Origin of the sequence: Azospirillum brasilense (assembly GCF_001315015.1) — a bacterium.
Taxonomy (GTDB): Bacteria; Pseudomonadota; Alphaproteobacteria; order Azospirillales; family Azospirillaceae; genus Azospirillum; species Azospirillum brasilense.
In genome coordinates this window covers 44,738-68,327 of sequence record NZ_CP012914.1, presented here as the reverse complement: position 1 = coordinate 68,327, position 23,590 = coordinate 44,738, and the positions used below count along the sequence as shown (strand labels likewise).

The following is a 23,590-nucleotide window of genomic DNA, read 5'->3' as shown; positions in this document are numbered from 1 at the left end:
GTTTGGTCACCGCGCTCAAAATCTCATCAAGCAATGTGCTATATTTACGGCATACGGGAAAAACCGTTTGCTCTCAAATACTTATGACTGTGTCTGAATGGCAACTGTGTTACAGTTGAACCGTTTTCCCTGTTAAATCGCCCTTGCCGGGTAAAGGAACGGGTGGCTTAGTAGTTGGTGGGAAGCACAACCGCACGGCTCCAGTCTCCTTGGGAGCCTGCTAGAAGGATGGACCATCAATGAAGCGTTCTCTTGTTACGGGCTGCGCAGCCATCGCGATCATCGCCTGCAGCGGCATGGCTTCCGCCCAGACCAAGTTCGAGGTCAAGATCGGCGGCGACGCTTTCTTCCAGGGCGCCTATGTCGAGCAGGACCGTGACGAAGGCACCCGCTCCACGGAGTTCGCCAACCGCTTCCGCGTGATCGTCACGCCGGTCGCCACGGCCGACAACGGCCTCGAGTATGGCGGCCGCGTCCGCATGCGTGCCGCCAACGGCACCGGCAACGTCCGCACCATGGACGCCGACCGCGCCTTCATCTTCGTGAACAGCGGCTTCGGCACCCTGCAGGCCGGCACGATCAACGGCCTGTCGGACGAGTTCGGCATCATCGGCCCGAACGTCGAAGGCATCGCCGGCGGCCCGGACAACAACACGGTGGAATTCCTCACCGGTTCGCAGACCTACTCGCTGCTGCCGACCACCACCAACAACTTCCGCGCCTTCGCCTCGGGCGACGTCGGCACCAAGGTCATCTACCTGACCCCGACCATCGCCGGCTTCCAGGGCGGCGTCTCCTACACGCCGCGCACGGGCGACTCGCACACCTCGATCAACCGCCGCCAGGACAACGGGGGCTTCCAGGACGTCGTCGAGGCCGGCGCCACCTACACCAACGAGTTCGGCGGCTTCAGCGTCGCGGCCAGCGCCTTCTACCAGTTCGGCGATGCGGTCGATGACGGCGTCGGCGTCGGCGCAACCCGCTTCGAGAAGCTCAGCTCGGTCCATGCCGGCCTGAACGTTGGCTACGGCGACTTCAAGATTGGCGGCAGCTATGCCTACAGCGGCGACAGCGGCTACGACAAGTCGCTGACCGTGAAGGAGAAGCAGGACATCTGGATTGTCGGCGCCCAGTACGCCGCCGGCCCGTTCATCCTGGCCGCCAACTACTCGCAGTCGCGTTCGAACGGCACCAGCCCGAACACCGGCTTCGTGGCCCCGGTCAAGGCCGAGCTGTATCAGGCCGGCGTGACCTACACCATCGCGCCCGGCCTGACCACGGGCCTGGAGTACAGCTACCTCGACCTCGACTCGAAGATGACGACGATCGACAACGGTGGCATCAACCCGGACGACCGTGCGCACATCATCATGATCGACACCCGTCTGGCTTTCTGATGGCCTTACGGCAGGTCTGACAAAAACGGCGGCGGATACCCATCCGCCGCCGTTTTCATTTGGCCTCTGGTTCTTACTTCTTGGTCGTTGGTGCCGCTTCGGTCTCGCAAAGCAGCAGGATCGCCGCGTTCTCCATCGGGGTCCAGACGGCCAGCAGGCGCTGCTTGGCCTTCTCCGCCGTGTAGGCTGTGGTTCCCGGATCGCGGATGGAGCGGACCTTCACCTCGCCCAGCTTCCAACCAGCCTTGCGGAAGCTTCCCAGGGTGGATTCAAGGATCTGGTCACGGCGGGCGTCGTCGTCCTTCTTGAACTCCCAACCATAATTTTCCTGCTTGGTGCAGCGTCGGTTGAGGTCAGCGGCGGCGGCGCCCATGAACTCCTTGTAGGTGCCGTCGTCCTGCAGCGGGAACGGTTGCACGACGAAGGACGCTTGGGCGATGGCCGACCCCGCCGCCGTCTTGGGAGTTTCCTTGGGAGTTTCCTTGGGAGCCTCCTTCGGCGCTTCCTTGCCGGCGGCAGGCTTGCCGCCATTCTGGCTCCCGGCGTTTGGGTTCCCGGTGCCTTGGGCAAGGGCGCTGCCAGCCGTGAACGGCGCTGCCCCCAGAATCAGTGCCGACAGGATCAGGGGACGCATCCAACCACGCATGCCGTGTTCTCCTCGGGGTGCTTGCGTTTCGTCGGTCCGTCCGTTACCACGCCCTCCGGTCCCTGTACAGGCAGGCGCCGCAGAGGGAGCCAGCAGAAGGGGGAGGACCGGCATGTCCGCTTCGCACACCGACACACCAGACGGCACCGTCACGGCCCGGCTCGAAGCCGTCCGCCGCTCCATCCAGGACGGCTGCGCCGCCGCCGGGCGCGGTCCCGGCGCGGTGACTCTGGTCGCCGTCTCCAAGACCCACCCGGTCGAGGCGGTGGAGGAGGCCCTGGCCGCCGGCCAGCGGGTCTTCGGCGAGAACCGCGTGCAGGAGGCCAAGGCGAAGTTCCCCGCGCTGCGCGAGCGCTTCCCGGACTTGGAACTGCACCTGATCGGCCCGCTCCAGACCAACAAGGTCAAGGACGCGGTGGCCCTGTTCGACGTGATCCAGACAGTGGACCGGCCCAAGCTGGCCGAGGCCCTGGCCGAGGAGATGGCGCGCAGCGGGCGCCGCCCGCGCTGCCTGATCGAGGTCAACACCGGCGAGGAACCGCAGAAGGCCGGCATTCCCCCGGCGGAGCTGGACGCCTTCCTGACCGCCTGTCGCGACACCTGGAAGCTGCCGGTGAGCGGCCTGATGTGCATCCCGCCGGTGGACGAGGAGCCGGCGATGCATTTCGCCCTGCTCGCCGACATGGCGCGGCGCGCCGGCCTGCCCGAGGTCAGCATGGGGATGAGCGGCGATTACGAGACGGCGGTCCGCTTCGGCGCCACCCATGTGCGGGTCGGCACGGCGATCTTCGGTGCACGGCCCTATCCCGCCGCTGGTTAGCGCCTTTTACGCCGCCGGGTCCGGCACGGTCAGCACGGTGCCCGGCGCGCAATCCTTGAGAAGCCGCAGAAGGTCCGGCAGGGGCAGCGCGACGCAGCCCGCGGTGGGCGCCCCGTCGGGCCGCGCCACATGCATGAACACGGCGCTGCCCAGCCCCGGCACCACCGGATCGTCGTTGTGCCCCATCACCACGATGACGTCGTAGACGTGGTCGTCGCGCCACAGCTCCTCGTGGCTGGCAGCGTAGGGGCGCTTGACCGGGCGGTTGTAGGCGGGGTCGGCGGGGTCGTCGCACCAGCCGTCGTCGGGCGCGATGGGCGACACCGGCAGGCCCGTCTCGGGCCGCGCCAGCCGGTCGGGGCGCCACAGAACGCGGCGCAGCGCGAAGCGGCCGACCGGGGTGGCGCCGTCGCCTTCCCGCTTGTCGGAGCGGATGCCGCCGCGGCCCAGCACGCAGCGGAACGAGCCGCCCGGCCAGTCGAGGCGGCCTTCGGACGGCGGGTCCGCAAGACGAACCGTGATCGTCATCGCCCTTCCCTCACCCGTTTGCGGCCCATCCGTTTCCGGGATCATCGCACTCAGCCCGACACCCGCAGGCTGGGCGCCGGGGTCTGCGCGGCCCGCCGTCCCTGCTCGTACTTGGCCAGATTGCGCATCATCGTCTCAGACAGCATGTCCGGTGTCACCGGCGCGAAGGCGTTGCTATTGGCCGCCGGCGGGGTGACGTTCGCCTGTGCCGGCGCGTTGGTCGGCCCGTTCGCAGCCCCGGTTCCGGCTGCCGTGTCCGCTTGGCCTTCCGTGGCCTTCCGAGCGCCGGAGGGGGCCGCTGTCGCGGCGAAGCCGATGGTGGAGGAATGTGGCTTGGCGGCGGCGTATCTGGCCATCAGGCTGTTCGCCAGCGGGGTATCGCGCGCCGGCATGCGCGAGGGGTGCGGCGTGGCGGAGTCCGCAAGGCCGTCACGCCCGGACCCGGTCACCGCCGTCCCCATCCCACGCGATGACTCTGCGGACCGCTTGGCGTCCGGCAACTCCGCCGTGACGGTGCGGACCGGCTGGGCGGCCGGCGCCGCGGCGGCCGCAGCCGGCGCCGAGGTGCCGGCGGCGGAGTCCGGCAGGGCGGCGACCGCGGTGGCTCCGGAGGTGCCGGCGGGCGGATGGCCGGCGGCGGCGTCCCCGTCGAAGCCGAGCGAGGCCATGATCTGCCCGCCGATGTCCTTGCCCTGGGCCTGTTCCACCACCGCGTTGGCGATGGACGCCATGCCGCCCAGCGGGCCGCCGAACAGGATGCCGCCGATGACCTTGGACGACGGCTTGATCGTGTCGCCGGTGATCTCGCGATAGATGGTGTTGACGAGGGGGATGTGCTGAAGCGGGTTGATGATGTCCAGGAAGTCGCCAAAGGACATCTCGGCCTCGGCCTCGTACCGGTCGGGGCTGTCCCGGCTTTCCATGGCCGTCAAGGGGGGCGTCGCTTGGGCCGGCGACCGCTCGCGCTGCACCGGCCGCGAAGCGGCGGCTGCGTCGATGGTGGTGGCGTCGATGGCCATGGGCGGTCTCCCGTCGCGGTGTCCAGCCCTGTCCTAAGCAACTGGTGTGCCAGTCCCTTGGGCTGAAATCCCGTCCCATCGGGCGCCTTCGGGTTCGGATGCGACCCGCGACCCGGCAAGAGCTGCCGGGCAAGGGGCGTTTCCTGCCTCCTGAAGAATCGATTCTCAGAACATGTGGCCGCTGCGCTCCGCCTTGGTGCGCAGATAGCCTTCGTTGTGGCCGTTGGCCGGGAAGATGTGGGGAACGCGCTCGACCACCTCGATCCCGCAGCGGGCGAGCTGGCGCAGCTTCTCCGGGTTGTTGGTCATCAGCCGCACGGCGGTGAAGCCCAGTTGCCGCAGCATCTCCGCCGCCGGCAGATAGACCCGCTCGTCGGCCTCGAAACCCAGGATCTCGTTGGCGTCCACCGTGTCGAAGCCGCGGTCCTGAATGCGGTAGGCGCGCAGCTTGTTGACGAGGCCGATCCCCCGCCCTTCCTGCGCCAGATAGAGCAGGACTCCGCTGCCGTGCCGGGCGATCTCCGCGATGGCGCCGCGCAGCTGCTGACCGCAGTCGCAGCGCAAGCTGCCCAGAAGGTCGCCGGTGAAGCATTCCGAATGCAGGCGGGCCAGCACCGGCTCGCCCGCCACCGGGTTGCCGACGATGATCGCCAGATGCTCCGGCCCGCCGTCGATGGGACGGAAGGCGGCGATGCTGGTGTTCTCGGCGCCGGACAGCGGGACGCGGGCCTCGGCCACCCGACGCAGCGTACGCACGACATGGACGCGGTAGTCGGCGATGTCGCGGGCGCGGACCAGCAGCAGGTCGTGCTCCGCCGCCCATTCCGCGGCGCTGCCGGTGTGATCGGTGGCCGGGGCGACGATGGCCGCCGGCAGCAGCCGCGCCAGCCGGGCGAGGTCGACCGCCGCGGTCTCGCGCGATCCGGGGTCCATGGCCGTGGCGGTCAGGCCGTCGGGCATGTCGCCGTCCGGGCGGTGTTCGGGATCGGCCAGCGCGTGGGCCTCGTCCGCGGTCAGGCAGCGGGGAAGCGACAGGGCGACGACGCCCGTCCCCTCCCCCATCAGCTTCAGCACCGTGGCGCGGCGGCGGGTGACCGCCAGGACCGGCGCGGCGCCGGTCAACTGCACCAGCCGCTGCACGGCGTCGATCGCCACGGATTCCACCGACACCGCGGCGCCGACGCTGCCGTCGGCGGTCTCGATGGCGACGGCCTCGCCCCGGCGCAGGGCGGCCGTGGCCCGGTCCACCGCGCGCATGGCGGCTTCGTCCATGGGCAGGACGGCTTCGGGCGGGGCGGAGTCGGACGGGGCGTCGGCGTACATAACGGAGGCTTCGCGTGCTGCGCCCCGAAGGGCGAAAATCCCGACATGGGTCGGAGAGCGCCGGAAGCAAAGCGCAGGTGGCGCACCCCTGTCCAGCAAATCCCGCGCGCCACACCGTTGCCGACGGCGCAACGATGGCGCAAACCGCCGCCGGTGTGGGCGAAACCGGGTTGCGCCATGCTCAGGCCCTTCCGATAAGTCTAGGGCAATCCCCCGCGGGCCATGATAAGTTCCGCGCCCGGAGCCACCGGTGAACGCCCCCGAATGACGCTTGCGAAACGCATCCTTCTGATCGACGACGACACCGCCCTCCGGCAGTCTCTCGCCGAACAGCTCCAGCTTCTGGAGGAATTCGAGACGGTGGAGGCCGGGGACGGCGCCTCGGCCCTGGCCGTGGTGCGGGAGGGCGGTTTCGCCGCCATCCTGCTCGATGTCGGGCTGCCGGACATGGATGGGCGCGACCTCTGCCGCCTGTTGCGGCGCGAGGGGGTGCGCTGCCCGATCATCATGCTGACCGCGGCGGCCTCCGACGCCGACACCATCCTCGGGCTCGATTCCGGAGCCAGCGACTATGTCACCAAACCCTTCCGCATGGGGGTCCTGCTGGCACGGCTGCGCGCCCAGCTCCGTGTCCACGAGCAGAGCGAGGATGCCGTCTTTGCCATCGGCCCCTACAGCTTCCGCCCGGCGGGCAAGTTGCTTCTGGCGGACGGCGGCGCCCGCAAGATCCGCCTGACCGAGAAGGAAACGGCGATCCTGAAATACCTGTACCGGGCCGGCGGTGCCGTGATCGGGCGGGAGACGCTGCTCGGAGAGGTGTGGGGCTACAACGCCGGGGTCACCACCCACACGCTGGAAACCCACGTCTACCGCCTGCGCCAGAAGATCGAGCGGGATCCGTCCAACGCCGAAATCCTGGTGACGGAGCCCGGCGGCTACCGGCTGGTGCCCTGATCCCCGGTCAGGCGACCGCCGGCCGGCGGCGGCGCGGAACCATCCTTCTCCCTGCCCATTGAAAAGATTGATTTCCGCGCCGCGTTGGCACGGATTCCCGTTGGGCAAGGAGATGACGTCTTGGTAGCCATCGTCGATCACGGCAGACCGGCAAGGGCCATCCATCCCTTGCACGCGGTGCTGCTCGCCGCCTCCCTCCCGCTGTTCCTGGGGGGCCTGCTCTGCGACATCGCCTATTCCAGGAGCTTCGAGATCCAGTGGAGCAACTTCGCCGCCTGGCTGATCGCCGGCGGCATGGTTTTCGCCGGCGTCGCGCTCCTCTGGGCCTTCATCGACCTGTTCCGCGCCGGCCGGCGCCGCGGTCGCGGGCTCGCCTACTTCGTCCTGCTGTTCATCACCGTCGCGCTTGGCCTCGTCAACGCCTTCGTGCACGCAAGGGACGCCTGGGGAACCATGCCGGAGGGCCTGATCCTGTCGGCGGCCGTCACCGTGACCGCCGTCCTGGCGACCTGGTTCGGATTCGCCAGCTTCCGCATGGACCGGCATGTGGGCCACCGCATGGGAGACCCGCGATGAACCGTTCCAGCCTGTTGGCTGCCGCCGCGCTCGTCGCCCTGCTGACCGCCTGCGACGACAGCAGCACCCCATCGCAGCCGGTCTATGGCGCCAACCCGCCGCTGCCGGAGCAGCAGCGCGGCCTGCTGCCCAGCATGAAGATCGCCAAGCCCGCCAATTGGGGGGATCGGAAGCCGACCGTGCCGGAGGGCTTCACCGTCACGGCGATCGCCACCGACCTCGGCATCCCGCGCCAGACGCTGGTCCTTCCGAACGGCGACATCCTGGTCGCCGAAGGCCGGGGCGGCTCGGCCCCGCCGCTGCGGCCCAAGGACATCATCGCGGGCGTCATCAAGTCCAAGGGAACGACCTCGGTCCCCAGCGGCAACCGCATCACCCTGCTGCGCGACGCCGACGGCGACGGCCGGTACGAGGAACGCACGGTCTTCGCCGACCAGCTGAACGCGCCCTACGGGCTGGCCTTCGTGAACGGCCAGATCTACGTCGCGAACCAGGACGCGCTGGTGCGCTTCCCCTACCGAGAGGGCCAGACCCGCGCCGAGGGGCCGCCGGAGAAGGTCACCGACCTGCCCTCCTACATCAACCATCACTGGACCAAGTCGCTGGCCGCCAGCCCGGACGGGCGGTTCCTCTATGTCGGCATCGGCTCCAACAGCAACATCACCGAACGCGGGATGCCCGCCGAGGCCGACCGCGCGATGGTCTGGGAGATCGATGCGCAGACCGGCGCGCACCGGCCCTACGCCACGGGCCTGCGCAACCCCACAGCGCTGGCCATCCAGCCGGGGACCGGCACGCTGTGGGCGGTGGTCAACGAGCGCGACGAACTCGGCCCCAACCTCGTCCCCGACTACCTGACCTCGGTCCGCGAGGGTGCCTTCTACGGCTGGCCCTACAGCTACTGGGGGCAGAATGTCGATCCGCGCGCCCAGCCGCAGAAGCCGGAGATGGTCGCCGCGGCGATCAAGCCGGACTACAGCCTGGGCTCGCACGTCGCGGCGCTCGGCGTGGCTTTCTCCTCGCCGGTGATGGGCGAGCGCTTCGCCGACGGCGTGTTTGTCGGCGAGCATGGCAGTTGGAACCGCAGCGTGCCCAGCGGCTACAAGGTGATCTTCGTCCCCTTCCGCGACGGCGCCCCCTCCGGCGATCCGATCGAGGTGGTGACCGGCTTCATGGGTGAGGACGGCCACACCTACGGCCGGCCGGTCGGCGTCACGGTGGATCCGAAGGGCGCGCTGATCGTCGCCGACGACCTGTCGAACACCGTCTGGCGCGTCGCGGTGACGGATCGCTCGCCCAGCGCGGAAGGACCGGCGGATCTGGGCAGCGCGACGACCGATGGGAACGGATCGTCCAACTGAAACGGGCCAACTGAAACGGGAACACCGTGTCAGGGCCGTTTGCCGAGCGGTCCTGAGCGGTCCGAGATGGTGACGGCGACCGGATAGCCCATCCAGCGCTGGCGCTTGTTCTCCAGGGCCGCGCCGCCGCGGGCCGGGCCGGTCGGACGCCCGCCGCCCCACAGGCCGCGGCCGCGCGGCACCACGGGCAGCAGGCGGATCTTCCGCCCGACGATGGCCAGTCGGCGGCGCCAATGGGCGACCAGCTTGGTCGAGGTGCCAACCCGCCGCGCGATCTCGTGGTCGGCCAGCAGGGCGCTGTTGGGGTCCTGCAGCAGGTCGAGGATGGCCCGGCGCTTGTCCAGGCTGGTGTGGCGGCTGTGCTTGCGCTCCAGCGCCTTGCCAAGGTCCCAGAGCTTCTCGGCGGTTTCGCGGGCGAGACCGCGCCAGCGGTCGGCCTCCTCGCGCTGGCGCTCCATATCGCCGTTGCTCTTCTCAAGCTGCCGCTTCAGCCCGGCCACCTCCAGCTCCAGATCGCGCACCTGACGGCGCAAGCCCTGGACGAGCTGGTCGGGCGGCGGCGGACGGTCGGGCGGCGGGGCGCTGGCGGCGGGCGGCGGTTCCGGAGTGGTGGAGACCGGACGGGCACCGCGGGCAAGATCGCGGAACGACAGGCCGGCCCTCGACAGCATGATGCGCGCGGCGCGCAGAGCGGACTGGGCCTCGCCCTGATGCTCCGACTCGGCCATGGCGAGGACTTTGGCGAGTTTGTCTGGGTCCATCCGAGGGGTCGGGGTCCGGAGGCGATTTTTCGCGTCGATGGGCGAACGGGCGCAAACTACCACATCTTATTGGATTGGGCATCTCCACATCTCGGCGGTGCGGCACGCCTTTTCCTCCTACCCCCGTCTCGCGCCGTCCCCCCTTCCATCGAGGCTGAACGGCCACCGGACCGGCCTAAGGACGTGCCGGAGGGTCGTTTCGTGAAAAAACCTTTTCACTCGACTCGCGAGGGTCCTACCGCCAAATTGTCGGTACCATGACGGCACGAACCGTTTCCGACGCCTGTTCCGGTGCGCCTGACACCCCGCCGGACTTCACCGTTCGCTTCTGGGGCGTGCGCGGCAGCATCGCCTCCCCGGGACCGGACACGGTCCGCTACGGCGGCAACACCCCCTGCGTCGAGCTGCGCTGCGGGGAAGCGCTTCTGGTCCTCGACGCCGGCACAGGCCTGCGCCCGCTGGGCGAGGCGCTGATGCGCCGGGGGGAGCCGGTGGACGTCGATCTGCTTCTGACCCACAGCCACCTCGACCACATCTGCGGCCTGCCCTTCTTCGCACCGGCTTTCGACGCGGCCAGCCGCGTGCGGATCAGGGCCGGTCATCTGGAGCGGGAGCGGACGATGCGCTCCGTCCTGGAATGCATGATGTCGGCGCCGCTGTTCCCGGTCCCGGTGGAAATCTTCCGCGCCGACTGCACCTTCCACGACTTCGTCAGCGGCGAGACGCTGGCGGTCAAGCCGGGCGTCACCGTGCGCACCGCTCGGCTCAACCACCCGGACGGGGCCACCGGCTACCGCGTGGAGTTCGCCGGGCGCAGCCTGTGCTACGTCACCGACACCGAGCACCCCGCCGCCGGGCGCGACCCCGCCGTGATGGAACTGGTGCGTGGCAGCGACCTGCTGATCTACGACTGCACCTACACCGACGCCGAATACGCCGCCCGCGTCGGATGGGGCCATTCGACCTGGGAGGAGTGCCTGCGGATCGCCGACGAGGCCGATGTGAAGCGCGCGGTCATCTTCCACCACGATCCCCGGCGCAGCGACGCCGAGCTGGACATCATCGCCACCGCCGCCGAAGCCCGGCGCCCCGGCACGCTGGTCGCCCGCGAAGGCATGGCGCTTCCCCTCTGATCGGCAACTATCCCCTTGGACAGTGATGCGCCGAGGACACGGCCAAGCCTCCGTTCGCGTCCCGTGGCCCGTTGTCACTGCCGGATCGTGTGACAATTATGGTATGAAAACCGCCTGCAACCGCAGAGAGAACTCTGGGGAGACGCATGCGGCATCTTCTGCGCTTATCGTTGCTGGGCCTGCTCGCCGGCGGAACACTCGCCGGCTGCGCCTCCACTCCGGGTCCCCAGGCCTCGTTCGATGGCGGCCCCCGCTCGATCGTCCTGCACCATCCCGCCAGCGGCGAGACGGTCAGCGTCACCTACCGCCGCGCCGACGGCTATGACCCGCAGGCCCTGGACCGCATCGCCACCCTGTTCCGCGACCGCCGCACCGGCGAGACGGTGCCCGTCGATCCCACCCTTGTGGAGCTTCTGGCCGACCTGCGGGACCGCTGCGGTGCCGACGCCGACACGCCGGTCCACATCACCTCGGGCTACCGCTCGCCGCTGACCAACGTCACGTTGGCGCGCAGCAACCCGAACGTCGCGGAAAACAGCTATCACCTGCGCGGGCAGGCCGCCGACATCTCGATTCCCGGCGTCCCGCCCCGCCGCCTCGCCGACGAGGCCGCGGCCCTGCAGCGCGGCGGCTACGCGCTCTACCCCCACACCGGCCACGTCCATGTGGACACCGGTCCGGTCCGCACCTGGACGCCGAAGGGCGGCGATCCCCGCATTCTGGAGGCCAGGGCGAAGGCCGCGTCGGGCAAGGCGGTCGCCGCCAAGCCCGCTCCCGCCGCCCCGCGGACGCAGGTCGCGGCGGCCGAGCCCGCCCCGCCGAAGCGCGCCCAGGCCAAGGCCGCGCCCGCCTCCACCCCCGCCAAGGGCAACGACGCCAACCTCGCCCGCGTCCGCATGGTGCTGGCCTCGCTCAAGGAGCAGCCGGAACCTGCGGCGAAGAAGAAGCCCTGAGGGTTACCGATAGGGGTCCGCGGCGTCCCGCAGGCCATCGCCGAGGAAGTTGAAGCTCAGCACGGTCACGATCACCGGCAGCACCGGCAGCATCAGCCAGGGGTACAGCGCCACCACGTTGATGTTCTGCGCCTCGGTCAGCAGCACCCCCCAGCTGGTGATCGGCGGGCGCAGGCCGAGGCCGAGGAAGCTCAGCGCCGTCTCGCCCAGGATCATGCCGGGAATGGCCAGCGTCGCCGAGGCGATCAGGTGGCTCATGAAGCTGGGCAGCAGGTGCCGCCCGATGATGCGGGCCGGGCTGGCCCCCATCAGCTGGGCGGCGGTGGTGAAGTCCTCCTCGCGCAGGGCCAGCAGCTTGGACCGCACGGCGCGGGCGAGGCCCGTCCATTCCAGAAGGCCGAGGATCACCGTGATCCCGAAATAGATGAAGATCGGGTTCCAGGTGACGGGCAAGGCGGCGGACAGGGCCATCCACAGCGGCAGTTCGGGGAAGGAGCGGATGATCTCGATCAGCCGCTGGATCAGGTTGTCCACCCAGCCGCCGTAATAGCCGGCGATGCCGCCGATGACGATCCCCAGCACGAAGCTGACGGCGACGCCGATCAGCCCGATGGTCAGCGAGATGCGCGTCCCGTAGATCATCCGCGACAGCAAATCCCGTCCCAGACGGTCGGTGCCCATGAGGAACAGCGTCCCGCCCTCGGCCGGGCAGGCGAGGTGCCAATCGCTCTCCACCAGCCCCCAGAACTCGTAGCGGTCGCCGCGGCAGAAGAAGCGGATGGGCTGCACCTTCGTGGGGTCGGGCGTGTATTCCCGCTTCAGAATCTCCATGTCCAGGCGGTAGCTGTAGCCGTAGACGAAGGGGCCGACGAATTGCCCCTCGTGGAACAGATGCACGGTTTGCGGCGGGGCGTGGATGAAGTGGGAATTGCGGCTGTCCACCGCGTAGGGGGCCAGGACCTCGCTGACCAGGGTCGAGGCGTAGAGCAGCAGCAGCACGATGCCCGAGGCCACCGCCAGCTTGTGCCGCCGCAGCTTCCACCAGACCATCCGCCATTGCGAGGCGGTGGTGAAGCGCTCCTGCTCCGGCGACAGCCGCTCGACCTCGTCGGGGTCCCAGGGGGCGGTGTCGACGGTGTGGGGCAGGGGAGTCTGGGTCGGAAGGGAGACGCTCATCGGCTGGCTCCCCCGCTCAGGCGGATGCGCGGGTCGAGCGCGGCCAGCGCCAGATCGGACAGGAAGACCCCGATCACCGTCAGCACCGCCAGGAACATCAGGAAGGACCCGGCCAGATACATGTCCTGGCTGCGCAGCGCCTGGAGCAGCATCGGCCCCGTCGTCGGCAGCGACATCACCACCGACACGATGGCGGCGCCGGAAACGACCTGCGGCAGCAGGTTGCCGATGTCGGACACGAAGGGGTTCAGCGCCACCCGCAGCGGGTACTTCACCAGCGCCCGGCCCGGCGGCAGGCCCTTGGCCCGCGCGGTGACGACGTAGGGCTTGTGCAGCTCGTCCAGCAGGTTGGCGCGCAGGCGCCGGATCATCGCGGCGGTGCCGGCGGTGCCGATGACGATCACCGGAATCCACATGTGCTCGAACACGCTCATCGCCTTGCCCCAGCTCCAGGGCTGGCCGATGTAGCGCGGGTCCATCAGCCCGCCGATCGAGGTGCCGAACCACACGTTGGCGAAGTACAGCATCACCAGCGCCAGCAGGAAGCTGGGCGTCGCCAGCCCCAGGAAGCCCAGGAAAGTCAGGACGTAATCGCCCAGGCTGTACTGCCGCGTCGCCGAATAGATGCCGATGGGAAAGGACACCACCCAGATGAACAGGATGGTCGCGAAGGACACGATGGCGGTCAGCGACAGCCGGTCGCCCACCACGTCGGCCACCGGCAGGTTGTATTCGAAGGAATAGCCGAAGTCGCCGCGCAGCATGCCGGCCAGCCACAGCGCGTACTGCTCGTACATCGGCCGGTCGAGCCCGTAGGTCTCGCGCAGCATGGCCAGCCGGCCCTGGTCCATGCTCTCGCCCCGGCTCTGCATCTCGTTGACCAGCGTGGTCAGATAGTCGCCGGGAGGAAGCTGGATGATGACGAAGGTGATGACGCTGATCGCCAGCAGCGTCGGGATCATGATGAGGATGCGGCGGATCACGTAGCCCAGCATGGCCTCACCCCTTTCTGTCGAACCAGAAGCCGTCGGGCCGGTACAGCCCGAAATGCGCGCCGGGGTCGTAGTTGAACAGACCCTCCTCCGGCACGTTGCGCAGGGTGCGGCGCGCCACCACCGGCTGCGGCACCCCGGCCACCGTGCCGATGGTGAAGACCTGATCGGTGTTGAGCGTGAGGATGCGCGTCCAGGCCGCCGCCCGACCCGCCTCGTCCGGGGCGTCGCGCCAAGCGCGGAAGGCCTCCAGCAGGTCGCGCGCTTCGGGCATGTCGGGGCGCTCGCCGTCCTTGCCCATGGTCTGGAAGAACTGGCCCCATTTCGGCCACTGGTACTTGGCCTGATCGACCGGCACCAGCTCGGCCGGGCTCATGTCCGCGGTGGCGATGGCGTTGTCCAGCCCGCGCGAAATCGACATGCAGGTGTCGCCGGCGAAGATGCGGTTGCGGAACACGTCGAGCTGCGAAGAACGGATGTAGAGCCGCGCCCCGACGCGCCGCCAGCCATCGGCGATCAGCTCCAGCGCGTCGGTCTCCTCCGTGCTCTCTCCGGCGGTCTCCACCACGATCTCCAGCGGGCGGCCGTCGGGCAGCAGGCGGACGCCGTTGACGTCGCGCTTGGTCAGGCCGACCTCGTCGAGCAGCCGGTTGGCCTGCTTCACGTCGAACTGCGCCCAGCGGTCGCGGTAGGCCGGCACCCACAGGGGCGAGACCTCCAGCAGCGTGTTGTTGGATGGAATGGCGAGGCCGTAATAGATGACCTGGTTCATCTCCTCGCGGTCGATGGCCAGCGACAGGGCGCGGCGGTAGCGCACGTCGCGGTTCAGCGCGCGCCACACCGGGTCGTTGCAGTTCAGGTTGGGGAACAGCGCCATCTGCGCCCCGATGCCGGTGCGCCACAGCGTGACCCGTTGGTCGTTGCGCTTCGCTCCTTGCTTCAGGAAGGTGTAGTTGTCGAACCGCAGGTAGCGCGCCTGGAGGTCGCTCTCGCCCGCCCCCGTCTTGGCCGGGATGATCTTGGCGTCGGCCACCGTCATGATGAGCCGGTCGATGTAGGGCAGCTGCCGCCCCGCCGGATCGACCCGATGGAAATATGGGTTCCTTACGAAGATGAAACGTTCCGCAGGCGGAGCGGTCGTCGGCACCCAGGGCTGCAGGGTCGGCAGGTCCGGGTTGTCGAACTCGGTCAGATTGTCCTTGCGGTTGTGAAGCTGCTGCCAGCTTTTCTGCCGCTCCGCCTCAACCCGTTGCTTCAGTTCCAGCGGCTCGGTGAAGCGGGGGTGGAAGCGCCGCAGGTAGTGGGCCGGGGCGTAGATCTCCACCGGCTTGGCCCCGGCCAGCATCGGCAGGAAGAAGGGGTTGGGGCGGGTCCATGTGTAGCGCACGGCAGCGGCGTCCAGCACCTCGAACTTCGGGGCCTCCCCGGCCACCATCATCTCCGGCGGCGGCCCGCCGGGGGAGCGCTTGGCGTTGTTGGCCATGTCCTCCCACCAGTAGCGGAAGTCCTCCGCCGTGAAGGGATGGCCATCCGACCAGCGGTGGCCGCGGCGCAGCGTGAAGGTGAAGATCCGCCCGTCCTCCACATCCACCCGCTCCAGGATGTCGGGCACGATGCGCAGGTCCGGGGTCAGCCCGACCAGCCGGGCGTAGCTGTAGACGTAGATCAGCCGGGTGTCCTTGGTCCGCGCCATCAGCAGGCGCAGATCCCCGCCATGCTGGCCCGGCGACTGCCAGGGCCGGTCCATCGGCTCGACCAGCGGGGTGAGCGGCAGCCGCTTCTCCACCGGCGGCAGCGACCCGGCGCCGACCGCGTTCTCCAGCATCGGCGTCTCGACCGCGTCGAAGGCGCTGAGACCCAGGAAGGCCAATGCCAGAAGGGCACGTCGCCGCCATCCTCCCTCTCCCCTCTGGGGAGAGGGTCGGGGTGAGGGGGTTGCCCGTGGCGCGGCGTCCGGCAAAAGCGCAACCCCCTCACCCTTCCCTCTCCCCAGAGGGGAGAGGGTATTGAACGTCGCATCGGGAACGGTCCACATCATCACGCCACCTCGCGCACGCGGACGGCGGCGTCGGCGCGCACGCAATGGCCGCCGCCGAGATCGACCAGATGCGGCTGGTGGTCGTCGTCGATGGTGAAAGGGGCGGGCCAGCGCGCGGGGTCGGAGGCGCGGCCCTCCTCCAGGTCGGTCAGCGACAGCGGGCGGCTGGGGTCCGGCTCCGGCACGGCGGCCAGGAGGGCGCGGGTGTAGGGGTGGACGGGGTTGCGGAACAGCGCCTCGCGCGGGGCCGACTCGACGATCCGCCCACGGCACATCACCAGGATGCGGTCGGCCATGTAATCCACCACGGCCAGATTGTGGCTGACGAACAGGTAGGTCAGGCCGAGCCGCTCCTTCAGGTCCTTCAGTAGATTGAGAACCTGCGCCTGGATCGACACGTCGAGCGCCGACACCGGCTCGTCGAGCAGCAGAAGCTCGGGCCGCAGGGCCAGGGCACGGGCGATGCCGATGCGCTGGCGTTGGCCGCCGGAGAAACTGTGCGGGTAGCGGCGCAGATGCCGCGCGTCCAGCCCGACCAGCCCCATCAGCTCCTTGACCCGCGCGGCGCGCTCCGCCTCGTCGCCGATGCCGTGGATGACCAGCGGTTCGGCGATGATGTCGAAGACGGTCATCCGCGGGTTCAGGGAACCGAAGGGGTCCTGGAAGACGAACTGCACCTTGCGGCGGAAGGCGGTCAGGGCCGCACCCTCCAGCCCCAGCACGTCGACGATCCGGCCATGGTCGTTGAAGCGCACGGTGCCCGCGTCCGGGGTCAGGGCGCGCATCAGGATCTTCGACAGGGTGGTCTTGCCGCAGCCCGACTCGCCGACCAGCCCGACGCATTCGCCACGAGCGATGGTGAAGCTGACATCGTCCACCGCCAGCGTGCCCGCCCCGGCCTTGGCGCCGAACCAGCCGGCCTTGCGCGCGCCGTAGCGCTTGCGCACCCCCTCCACCGCCAGCAGCGGCCCCGCCGCGTCGGCGCCGGGCGGCCAGGGCTGGTGGTCCTTCTCCAGCAGGCTGCCGCCCTGCGACGTGATGGAGCGGATCGGCACCAGCCGTTCCCCCGGCGCCATGTGGAAGCGCGGAACGGCGCGCAGCAGCGCCTTCAGGTAGGGGTGGCGCGGATCGGCGAAGATGTCCTCGCGCGTGCCGGACTCCATGATCCGCCCGCGGTGCATCACCACCACCTCGTCGGCGAGGTTGGCGACCACCCCCAGGTCGTGGGTGATGAGCAGCACGGCCATCCCGAGATCGGCCTGGAGGTCCTTGATCAGCTTCAGGATCTGCGCCTGGATGGTGACGTCGAGCGCGGTCGTCGGCTCGTCGGCGATCAGCAGGGCGGGGCGGCAGACCAGCGCCATGGCGATCATCGCGCGCTGGCGCAGGCCGCCCGACAGTTCGAACGGGTAGGTGTCCAGCGCCCGCTTCGGGTCGGGGAAGCGCACCCGGCGCAGCATGTCCTCGGCTTGCGCGCGGGCCTGCCGGGCGGTCACCCGCTGGTGCAGCCGCACCGCCTCGCCCACCTGGTCGCCCACCGTGTGCAGGGGCGACAGCGAGGTCATCGGCTCCTGGAAGATGATCGAGATGCGGCCGCCGCGCAGCGCCCGCATCGCCGTGCCGTCGGCCTTCAGCCCGGCGATGTCGACGGGGCCGGCGCCTTCGTTGACGACTCCGTCGTCGAACAGGATTTTCCCGCCCGCAATGGTGGCGTTGCGGGGCAGGATGCGCAGGATCGACTGCGCCGCCACCGACTTGCCCGAGCCGGATTCGCCGACCAGGGCGACGGTGGAACCGGCCCGCACCCGGAAGGACACGCCGCGCACCGCGTGGACCACGCCGCCCGGCACCTGGAAATCGACCTTCAGGTCCTCCACGCGGAGCAGCGTGCGGCTCATGGCGCCGGCCTCTTTTCGTTGGGGTCTTTTTCATTGGGATCTGCCGGCGGCTCGATGCCGAGGGCGATCAGATTGTCCACCGTCACCGCGCTCAGCGTCACGCCGTTGCGCCCGGCGGCAACGGCGGCCTGTTCGATCACCGCGTCGAAGCCCTCCAGATTGCTGTCGAAGCGCAGGGTCGTGCCGCCGCCGGTCAGCGCCGCCTGCATCCAGCCGTCGTCGCGTCCCCGCCTGGTCGCGTAATAGCGCAGCTTCAGCCCGGACAGCGCGTCCCAGCGGATGGCGCCGCCCAGTGGCCCGTCGGCCCGCAGGCCCTCGCCGTCCATGGTCAGGCGGGTCAGCTGGCGTTGCAGGGTGCGCGCCGCGAAAACGGCGAACAGCAGCGCGCAGGCCGCCAGCGGCACGGCGATCCAGGGGGTGACGGGCAGGAAGGCCAGCGGCAGCACCGTCAGCGCCAGCCCAGCCCCGGCCCGCGCGTAGTCGCCGGCGAGCGCCCCGGCGGGGTAGCGCATCTCCGCGACGGTCGGCGTCTCTCCGGTCGAGGGTCGGGCCATGGGCAGCTCGGCCATATGTCAGCGATGTCCTTCTGCGGCGAACGGGGTGGCGAACAGGGTATCAGCGGCCAGCCAACGAGCCGCCGGGTGGCGGCGGGTCACGGTCAGGAAACGCGCGGTGAAGGCCCAGGTTTCGCCGTCCATCACCAAATGATGCGTCAGCAGACCGGTTGCCTCGGCCGCGTCCACCGTACCCAGCCGCCGGGCGCGCAGATGGGCGACCGCCATGCCCAACGACGCCGCGTCGCCCAGGAAGCGCTTGTCGTTTTTCCAGGCCACCGGGTCGATGTGTGTATTGACACACATCATGTTGACGGTTGACACACGTCGCGGCCCGAAAACCGACAGGCCGGCGAAGCCCAAGTCGGGCAGACCCGCCGCTAGGCCGGGCGCGATGCGGTTCCAGGGCGGCACCAGAACGGGCAGGGCGCGCGGCCCGAACCGGCGGTCCAGCACGCTCCGCCCCTCGGCCAGTTCCGCCGCCACGGCGGCGGCGGGCCGGTCCGCGCCAAGCTCCGCCTTCTTCGCGGGGGGAGCGGCGTGGTTGGCGTGCGACCAGCCGTGCTGAAGCACCGTGACGGTGGGGGCCGCGTCCACAACGGGGGCGAGGGCGTCGGTGACGCCCGCCGGGATGACCGCCAGGGCCAGCGGCGCACTGGTCTCGACGGACAGGGCGACCATCCGGTCCAGCTCCGGCGTCGGCTCGACGGCGTCGTCGTCGCGCCACCAGAGGGTGGCGGTGCGCCCGCCGGCGGCCCAGGCGTCCAGCTCGGCGGTCAGCGCGTCCCAACCGGCGCGCGGCGGGCTGTCGGAAGGGGCGGTGGCGGTCACGGTCATCGTCGGTTCTGTTCCCTCTCCCCTCCGGGGAGAGGGTTAGGGTGAGGGGGTTGCGCGTGTCGTTACGTCCGGCACACGCACAACCCCCTCACCGGCCCTCCGGGCCACCCTCTCCCCAGGGGGGAGAGGGTTAAGAAAGCGTGCGCGATGGCCGTCATCAGCATGGCCCCCGCACCGGGAAAATCCAAGCGTCTTGATTGGTTTAGCGGCTGTTGCCTTGGCGGTAGGCCACCGCGTCCAGCAGCAGACGGGCGGTGGCGGCGGCACCGTCCAAGCGCAGCGGGATGGCCGGCGGCGGGGGCAGGGCGAGCGCCTTGGCAACGCCCGCGGCCAAGGTGTCCGGGGTCAGGGTGGCCTCGTCGACCACGGCCAGCCGGCCCCGCTCCTCCAGCAGATGGGCGCGGGTGGCCTGCTCGGTCTCGCTGCCCGCGGCGAAGGGGACGACCACCGCCCGGCAGCCGGCCTGGAGCACGTCGAGCACGGTGTTGTAGCCGGCCTGGCTGATCGACAGGCGGCAGCGGCGGAGCAGGGCGGGGAAGTCGGGCCGCGCCCGCTCCACGATGGTTCCCGGCGGGGCCGCGGCGGCGAGGGCGCGGACATCCGCCTCCGGCACGTCCGGCCCGGCCAGCAGGCGCCACGGTGCGTCAAGTCCGGCGGGAGTTGACGCACGCACCGCCAGCGCGGCCCGCAGCAGCGGCAGGCCGACCGCTCCGCCGCCCACCGACACGATCACCTCGCCGGTGCCGTCGGCGCCCTTCCCCTCGCCGCCTTGCGGAGCCGCGACATATCCGGTGTAGCGGATGCGCTCGGCGATCCGCGCGGCGGCAGGGAAGGTCGCCGCGAAGGGGATCAGGTCCGGGTCGCCATGGACCAGCACATGATCGAACAGCCGTTCCACCGTCGAAACGGTTTCCTCCAGCCGCTCCGGCTTGGCCTTGGTCACCAGGATGTCGCGCACTGAGCAGGCGGTGACCGCCCCGGCGGCCTTGGCGGCCTCCAGCAGGGGCAGAAGCTCGAACCGGAAGGCGCGGCGCCCGAAGGGGAAGGATTCGACCAGAAGCGCGTCGGGCCGCACCCGCTCTTGAACCTCCAGAACCGTGGCGCGGCGCCTGGCGCGCCACGCGTCGTCGATGGGCCGGTCGTGCTCGTCGAGCAGGGTCTTGAAGCTGCCGTCGGCGGCGCGGGCGGGGGGGAGCTGGACGATGTCCGCCGCCGGGCCGTAATCGATCCCCGGCACCGGATGCCCGCCGCGCAGCACCGTGACGGCGACGCCGGCCTCGGCCAGCCCGCGGGTGATCAGCGCGGCGCGCCGGTCGTGGCCGATGCCCAGCAGATGCTGGACATGGAAGAGAACACGCATGAGTCGTCAGGTCGCCTGGGCGGCCAGGACCTCGCGCAAGCGCATGGTCGTCAATTCAAGCCGGTGGGCCAGCGAGCGCATGATCTCCAGCCCCATCTGCGGGAAATCGGCGATCATCTGAAGGAAATGGTCCTTCGGCACGCACAGCGCCTCCAGGTCGGTGCTGGCGCGGACGGTGGCGGTGCGCGGCACGTCGCACAGGATGGCGATCTCGCCGACGATCTCGTTGGACCCCAGCGTCGCGACGGCCAGCGGCCCGCCGGGGCCGGTCACGATCACCTCGGCCTCCCCGCGCAGCAGAATGTAAGCGCAGGTGCCCATCTCGTCCTGCTCGAACAGGATGTCGCCCGACCGGAAGCTCAACCGTTCGCTGGTGAAGGCGAGAAGCTTGAGCTTGGCAGTGTCGATGTTGGCGAACAGGGGAATCCTGCGCAGGCAATTGACTTCCTCGGCGATGCTCATGCCGTCTGCCTCCTCAACGCCGCCGGCTTTATTCGGCGGACACCAATTCATGCAACAACGTGCCGGGCCTGTTCAACTCGTCGAAGCGCCCATGTTCGGCGATTCGCCCGTCCTTCATCACAATGACTCGCTCGAACGCCCGTGCCAAGCCGGCGCGGTGCAGAACCCACACAAGACCACATCCTTTGCGTTCCCCCATGATGGCGGAATGCACCTTGGTCTGGCTGCTGGTGTCCAGGCCGCTGGTCGCCTCGCTCAGCACCAGCAGGTCCGGCCGCTTCAGCAGGGCGCGGGCCAGCGCCGCCTTCTGGCGCTGCGCGGCGGACAGGCGCGATCCGGCGACTCCCACGGGATGGTCCAGCCCGACCTCGACGATGGTGTCGCGCAGGTGAAGCTGGTCCACCAGCTCCGCCACGATGCGGCCCACCTTGGATTGCACCTGCGCCTGCCCATAGACCATCTTGCCGAACAGGATGTTGTCCTGGATGCTGGCCGCGGCGTTGTAGGCCTCCGGATCGAAGAAGGCGACGGCGTGCTTCAGGTCCGCCGGCAAGTCGCTGGCGAAGAGGTGCCGCGCCTGCAGGAGCTTCTTCTCCAGGTCCGGGGTCATCAGGCCCAAACGGTGGCGGGCGCCGATCAGCTTGAAGGGCAGGGTCATCAGCCGCGTCCGCTCCTCGGGCCGCAGCGCGCCCAGCCCCTCCTTCGCGGTGCGCGCCAGGATGGCCTGATACTCCGGCAGCTCGGCGAACCCGATGAAGGAGAAGCGCTCGAAGAACTCGTGGCCGGGCGGCAGGCCGGCAAACAGCTCGACCATGGTCTCCGCCACCTTGTGGCCGGTTTCCAGGATGGTGTCGGTCAGCCCCACCTTGTCGAGCACATGCAACATATAGGGATTGGAGGCCAGCGCGTCGGTCTGGAAGATCGGGCCGACCGGCGTGCCGAACAGCAGATTCTCCGCCAGCGTGGCGTTCACGGTGTAGCGGTCGGGGTCGAAGCGCTCCACCAGCCGCCCCAGCTCCGGGTTGTTCAGCATCGTGGCGCGCATGGCGTCGCGCGCCTCCAGAACGCGTGCGGCCACGTCGGGGCGCCGCTCCGGGTCGACGGTGCGGTTGAGACCCATGCCGTACACATCGTCCTGAAGCGAGACCATCGTCACCACGCGCAGAATGCGGGCCTTCAGGTCCTCCGGCCCATCGCAGCCGGCGGCGGCGTAGTCGATCCAGTCGGCGTCCACGTCGTCGGTGGCGTTGCCGGACAGCACCGACTCGGTCATCCGGCTTTTGCGCCGCTCCGCCGCTTCCTTACTGTCACCGTTCTCGCGCAGCGGCCGATGACGCAGCCCATAGACGAGATTGTCGTAGAGCGAGGCCGAGAACAGGTAGGGGGTGGCCCCGACATAGGCGGCGCGCCGCCCGGTGACGCTCTCCGGCAGCTCCGCATAGTCGCGCTCGCCCAGCCGGATCTGGCCCGACGAGGGCAGCAGCACGCGGGCGGCAAGCTGCGCCAACTCGTCCCGCCCGGAGCCGACGCCGATCAGCGCGGTGTGGCCGTCCAACGGGATGTCGCAGCTCACCCCCTCCAGGATGGGCGACCCGCCGTCCTCCCCGAACGCGACGTTGCGGAAGGACAGGCTGCCCTTGAACGGGACGTCCTCCTCCTCGCGCAGCAGGCGTTCGGCCAGCAGGTCGGGGACATGGAACTGCTCCACCACCTGCTCGTACTTGATCCGGTTGTCCTCCTTCTGCTGGTACCAGTCCAGAAGCTCCTTCCAAGGGGCGGCCAAGTCCTTGTAGGCCGCCAGGACCGCGACCAGCGCGCCGAAGGACAATTGGCCGTGGATCACCAGATAGCCGCCGATCGAGTAGAAGAAGAACGGGGTCAGCTGGTTTATGAAGTTGTTCAGAAATTTGACAAAAAACTTCCTTTGGTAAATCTCGAAACGGATGCGGTACACGTCGCCCAGGCGATGACTGAGATCGGCGAGATGCCAGGACGCCGTGTTGTGCGTGTGCACCTCCTGGATGCCGGACACCGTCTCGCCGATGCGGTCGGCGATCTGGCGCATGGCACGTACGCGCTGTTTGCCAAGCTGATTGACCTTGCGTTGAAGCCGTGGGATGAGCCAGCCTTGGAACGGGTACAGCGACACCGCCGCTGCCCCCAGAACCGGGTCCTGGACGAAGATGAAGGCGATGTAGACCAGCAGGGTGCCGCCCTGGAACACCGGGATCGCGATGGCGTCGCCGATGAAGCCGCCCAGCGGTTCCACCTCCGCCGTGATCATGGGGATGATCTCCCCGGGCGACATCTTGCGGAAGCGGGGCAGGGGGAAGCGCAGGACGCGCACGTACAGCTCGTACCGCAGCCGGCGCAGCATCCGCTCGCCCAGCCGGCCCTTGTAGGTGTTGATGACGTACTTGAACGCGCCGTTGACCAGCACCAAAGTCAGGAACAGTCCGCATAGGACGAACAGGTAGGTCACCTGATCGAGATGGAAGCCGAGGAAGGATTCAGGCAGCTTCTTCCCGGCGATCGCCTCGTTGACGATCCGTTTCGGAAGGTCGAGCGAGGCGTAGAGGAACGGAAAGGACGCCAGGGTCATCAGGGTCAGCACGATCTGCTGACGGACGCTGTGCCGAAGGATGAATCGGAAAATGCTGGATTCCATAGCGCCATTCTACGCAAGGGGACGCCGGTGCCGGGAGCAGGCAGAAACCTTACCCCCTCTGCCGTCTGGCCGCCGGGACTATGGTTCGCCTGCACGCGGTCTGCCGCCAGCGTGACGGCGGCATGACGCACACC

General features: G+C 69.3%; 21 protein-coding genes. 7 read left to right on the top strand and 14 right to left on the bottom strand.

Features of this window, described 5'->3' with window-relative positions; genetic code table 11:
* Positions 1–239 precede the first annotated feature (239 nt).
* Entirely contained in the window at positions 240–1,397 is a 1,158-nt protein-coding gene (locus AMK58_RS00315; protein ID WP_035670401.1) for a porin, read from the top strand.
* Between the two features lie 73 nt (positions 1,398–1,470).
* Here AMK58_RS00315 and AMK58_RS00310 read toward each other — a convergent pair whose 3' ends face one another.
* Positions 1,471–2,043: a hypothetical protein gene (locus AMK58_RS00310; protein WP_059398465.1), complete on the bottom strand. Its 573-nt coding sequence runs from the start codon at positions 2,041–2,043 to the stop codon at positions 1,471–1,473.
* A gap of 112 nt (positions 2,044–2,155) precedes the next feature.
* On the opposite strand from AMK58_RS00310, the gene AMK58_RS00305 reads away from it, so the two are divergent.
* Complete coding sequence (locus AMK58_RS00305) at positions 2,156–2,863, top strand: YggS family pyridoxal phosphate-dependent enzyme (protein WP_035670406.1); 708 nt, start codon at positions 2,156–2,158, stop codon at positions 2,861–2,863.
* Between the two features lie 6 nt (positions 2,864–2,869).
* Here the strand turns inward: AMK58_RS00305 and AMK58_RS00300 are convergent, their stop codons facing one another.
* The 3 genes from AMK58_RS00300 to ribA form a co-directional block, all read right to left on the bottom strand.
* Positions 2,870–3,391, bottom strand: a complete 522-nt coding sequence (locus AMK58_RS00300; RefSeq protein WP_035670408.1) for a L,D-transpeptidase family protein — start codon at positions 3,389–3,391, stop codon at positions 2,870–2,872.
* A gap of 50 nt (positions 3,392–3,441) precedes the next feature.
* Positions 3,442–4,410, bottom strand: a complete 969-nt coding sequence (locus AMK58_RS00295) for a RodZ family helix-turn-helix domain-containing protein (RefSeq protein ID WP_059398464.1) — start codon at positions 4,408–4,410, stop codon at positions 3,442–3,444.
* Positions 4,411–4,575: 165 nt separating this feature from the next.
* Positions 4,576–5,733, bottom strand: coding sequence for a GTP cyclohydrolase II (ribA, locus tag AMK58_RS00290; protein ID WP_175424473.1), 1,158 nt, complete (start codon positions 5,731–5,733; stop codon positions 4,576–4,578).
* A gap of 264 nt (positions 5,734–5,997) precedes the next feature.
* Here ribA and AMK58_RS00285 point away from each other — a divergent pair, with 264 nt between their 5' ends.
* The 3 genes from AMK58_RS00285 (at position 5,998) to AMK58_RS00275 (ending at position 8,624) form a co-directional block, all read left to right on the top strand.
* Positions 5,998–6,687: a response regulator transcription factor gene (locus AMK58_RS00285; RefSeq protein WP_035670429.1), complete on the top strand. Its 690-nt coding sequence runs from the start codon at positions 5,998–6,000 to the stop codon at positions 6,685–6,687.
* Positions 6,688–6,807: 120 nt separating this feature from the next.
* Entirely contained in the window at positions 6,808–7,263 is a 456-nt protein-coding gene (locus AMK58_RS00280) for a DUF2231 domain-containing protein (protein ID WP_035670435.1), read from the top strand.
* Complete coding sequence (locus AMK58_RS00275) at positions 7,260–8,624, top strand: PQQ-dependent sugar dehydrogenase (protein WP_035670438.1); 1,365 nt, start codon at positions 7,260–7,262, stop codon at positions 8,622–8,624. Before AMK58_RS00280 ends, AMK58_RS00275 begins: the two co-directional genes overlap by 4 nt.
* A gap of 29 nt (positions 8,625–8,653) precedes the next feature.
* Here the strand turns inward: AMK58_RS00275 and AMK58_RS00270 are convergent, their stop codons facing one another.
* A complete protein-coding gene (locus AMK58_RS00270) occupies positions 8,654–9,385 on the bottom strand; it encodes a hypothetical protein (protein ID WP_236778148.1) in 732 nt (243 codons plus the stop codon).
* A 257-nt stretch (positions 9,386–9,642) separates the two neighbouring features.
* Between AMK58_RS00270 and AMK58_RS00265 the strand changes: the two genes are divergently transcribed.
* Both AMK58_RS00265 and AMK58_RS00260 read left to right on the top strand, forming a co-directional pair.
* A complete protein-coding gene (locus tag AMK58_RS00265; protein WP_035670441.1) occupies positions 9,643–10,518 on the top strand; it encodes an MBL fold metallo-hydrolase in 876 nt (291 codons plus the stop codon).
* A 146-nt stretch (positions 10,519–10,664) separates the two neighbouring features.
* On the top strand, positions 10,665–11,471 hold the full coding sequence (locus AMK58_RS00260; RefSeq protein ID WP_059398463.1) for a YcbK family protein: 807 nt from the start codon (positions 10,665–10,667) through the stop codon (positions 11,469–11,471).
* 3 nt (positions 11,472–11,474) lie between these two features.
* Here AMK58_RS00260 and AMK58_RS00255 read toward each other — a convergent pair whose 3' ends face one another.
* The 9 genes from AMK58_RS00255 to AMK58_RS00215 all read right to left on the bottom strand — a co-directional run bounded on the left by AMK58_RS00255 (position 11,475) and on the right by AMK58_RS00215 (position 23,456).
* Positions 11,475–12,647 (bottom strand): ABC transporter permease, encoded by a 1,173-nt coding sequence (locus AMK58_RS00255; RefSeq protein ID WP_035670450.1) that lies wholly within the window; start codon positions 12,645–12,647, stop codon positions 11,475–11,477.
* Entirely contained in the window at positions 12,644–13,642 is a 999-nt protein-coding gene (locus tag AMK58_RS00250) for an ABC transporter permease (protein WP_014238963.1), read from the bottom strand. Before AMK58_RS00250 ends, AMK58_RS00255 begins: the two co-directional genes overlap by 4 nt.
* A gap of 4 nt (positions 13,643–13,646) precedes the next feature.
* Complete coding sequence (locus AMK58_RS00245) at positions 13,647–15,509, bottom strand: ABC transporter substrate-binding protein (protein WP_236778147.1); 1,863 nt, start codon at positions 15,507–15,509, stop codon at positions 13,647–13,649.
* 167 nt (positions 15,510–15,676) lie between these two features.
* On the bottom strand, positions 15,677–17,575 hold the full coding sequence (locus tag AMK58_RS00240; RefSeq protein WP_059398462.1) for an ABC transporter ATP-binding protein: 1,899 nt from the start codon (positions 17,573–17,575) through the stop codon (positions 15,677–15,679).
* Positions 17,572–18,144 (bottom strand): hypothetical protein, encoded by a 573-nt coding sequence (locus AMK58_RS00235; RefSeq protein ID WP_035670455.1) that lies wholly within the window; start codon positions 18,142–18,144, stop codon positions 17,572–17,574. Before AMK58_RS00235 ends, AMK58_RS00240 begins: the two co-directional genes overlap by 4 nt.
* 3 nt (positions 18,145–18,147) lie before the next feature.
* A complete protein-coding gene (locus tag AMK58_RS00230; RefSeq protein WP_059398461.1) occupies positions 18,148–18,966 on the bottom strand; it encodes a polysaccharide deacetylase family protein in 819 nt (272 codons plus the stop codon).
* A 202-nt stretch (positions 18,967–19,168) separates the two neighbouring features.
* Complete coding sequence (locus tag AMK58_RS00225; RefSeq protein WP_059398460.1) at positions 19,169–20,326, bottom strand: glycosyltransferase family protein; 1,158 nt, start codon at positions 20,324–20,326, stop codon at positions 19,169–19,171.
* A 6-nt stretch (positions 20,327–20,332) separates the two neighbouring features.
* Positions 20,333–20,788 carry a cyclic nucleotide-binding domain-containing protein gene (locus AMK58_RS00220; RefSeq protein WP_035670468.1) on the bottom strand — a complete coding sequence of 152 codons (456 nt, stop codon included), beginning with the start codon at positions 20,786–20,788 and terminating at the stop codon, positions 20,333–20,335.
* A 28-nt stretch (positions 20,789–20,816) separates the two neighbouring features.
* Complete coding sequence (locus AMK58_RS00215; protein ID WP_035670471.1) at positions 20,817–23,456, bottom strand: ABC transporter ATP-binding protein; 2,640 nt, start codon at positions 23,454–23,456, stop codon at positions 20,817–20,819.
* Between the last annotated feature and the right edge of the window lie 134 nt (positions 23,457–23,590).

Excerpts from the sequence above, each read along its gene's own strand:
- AMK58_RS00315 (WP_035670401.1), top strand. The coding sequence starts at position 240 with ATGAAGCGTTCTCTTGTTACGGGCTGCGCAGCCATCGCGATCATCGCC.
- AMK58_RS00310 (WP_059398465.1), bottom strand. The coding sequence starts at position 2,043 with ATGCGTGGTTGGATGCGTCCCCTGATCCTGTCGGCACTGATTCTGGGG.
- AMK58_RS00305 (WP_035670406.1), top strand. The coding sequence starts at position 2,156 with ATGTCCGCTTCGCACACCGACACACCAGACGGCACCGTCACGGCCCGG.
- AMK58_RS00300 (WP_035670408.1), bottom strand. The coding sequence starts at position 3,391 with ATGACGATCACGGTTCGTCTTGCGGACCCGCCGTCCGAAGGCCGCCTC.
- AMK58_RS00295 (WP_059398464.1), bottom strand. The coding sequence starts at position 4,410 with ATGGCCATCGACGCCACCACCATCGACGCAGCCGCCGCTTCGCGGCCG.
- ribA (WP_175424473.1), bottom strand. The coding sequence starts at position 5,733 with ATGTACGCCGACGCCCCGTCCGACTCCGCCCCGCCCGAAGCCGTCCTG.
- AMK58_RS00285 (WP_035670429.1), top strand. The coding sequence starts at position 5,998 with ATGACGCTTGCGAAACGCATCCTTCTGATCGACGACGACACCGCCCTC.
- AMK58_RS00275 (WP_035670438.1), top strand. The coding sequence starts at position 7,260 with ATGAACCGTTCCAGCCTGTTGGCTGCCGCCGCGCTCGTCGCCCTGCTG.
- AMK58_RS00270 (WP_236778148.1), bottom strand. The coding sequence starts at position 9,385 with ATGGACCCAGACAAACTCGCCAAAGTCCTCGCCATGGCCGAGTCGGAG.
- AMK58_RS00265 (WP_035670441.1), top strand. The coding sequence starts at position 9,643 with ATGACGGCACGAACCGTTTCCGACGCCTGTTCCGGTGCGCCTGACACC.
- AMK58_RS00260 (WP_059398463.1), top strand. The coding sequence starts at position 10,665 with ATGCGGCATCTTCTGCGCTTATCGTTGCTGGGCCTGCTCGCCGGCGGA.
- AMK58_RS00255 (WP_035670450.1), bottom strand. The coding sequence starts at position 12,647 with ATGAGCGTCTCCCTTCCGACCCAGACTCCCCTGCCCCACACCGTCGAC.
- AMK58_RS00250 (WP_014238963.1), bottom strand. The coding sequence starts at position 13,642 with ATGCTGGGCTACGTGATCCGCCGCATCCTCATCATGATCCCGACGCTG.
- AMK58_RS00240 (WP_059398462.1), bottom strand. The coding sequence starts at position 17,575 with ATGAGCCGCACGCTGCTCCGCGTGGAGGACCTGAAGGTCGATTTCCAG.
- AMK58_RS00235 (WP_035670455.1), bottom strand. The coding sequence starts at position 18,144 with ATGGCCGAGCTGCCCATGGCCCGACCCTCGACCGGAGAGACGCCGACC.
- AMK58_RS00230 (WP_059398461.1), bottom strand. The coding sequence starts at position 18,966 with ATGACCGTGACCGCCACCGCCCCTTCCGACAGCCCGCCGCGCGCCGGT.
- AMK58_RS00225 (WP_059398460.1), bottom strand. The coding sequence starts at position 20,326 with ATGCGTGTTCTCTTCCATGTCCAGCATCTGCTGGGCATCGGCCACGAC.
- AMK58_RS00220 (WP_035670468.1), bottom strand. The coding sequence starts at position 20,788 with ATGAGCATCGCCGAGGAAGTCAATTGCCTGCGCAGGATTCCCCTGTTC.
- AMK58_RS00215 (WP_035670471.1), bottom strand. The coding sequence starts at position 23,456 with ATGGAATCCAGCATTTTCCGATTCATCCTTCGGCACAGCGTCCGTCAG.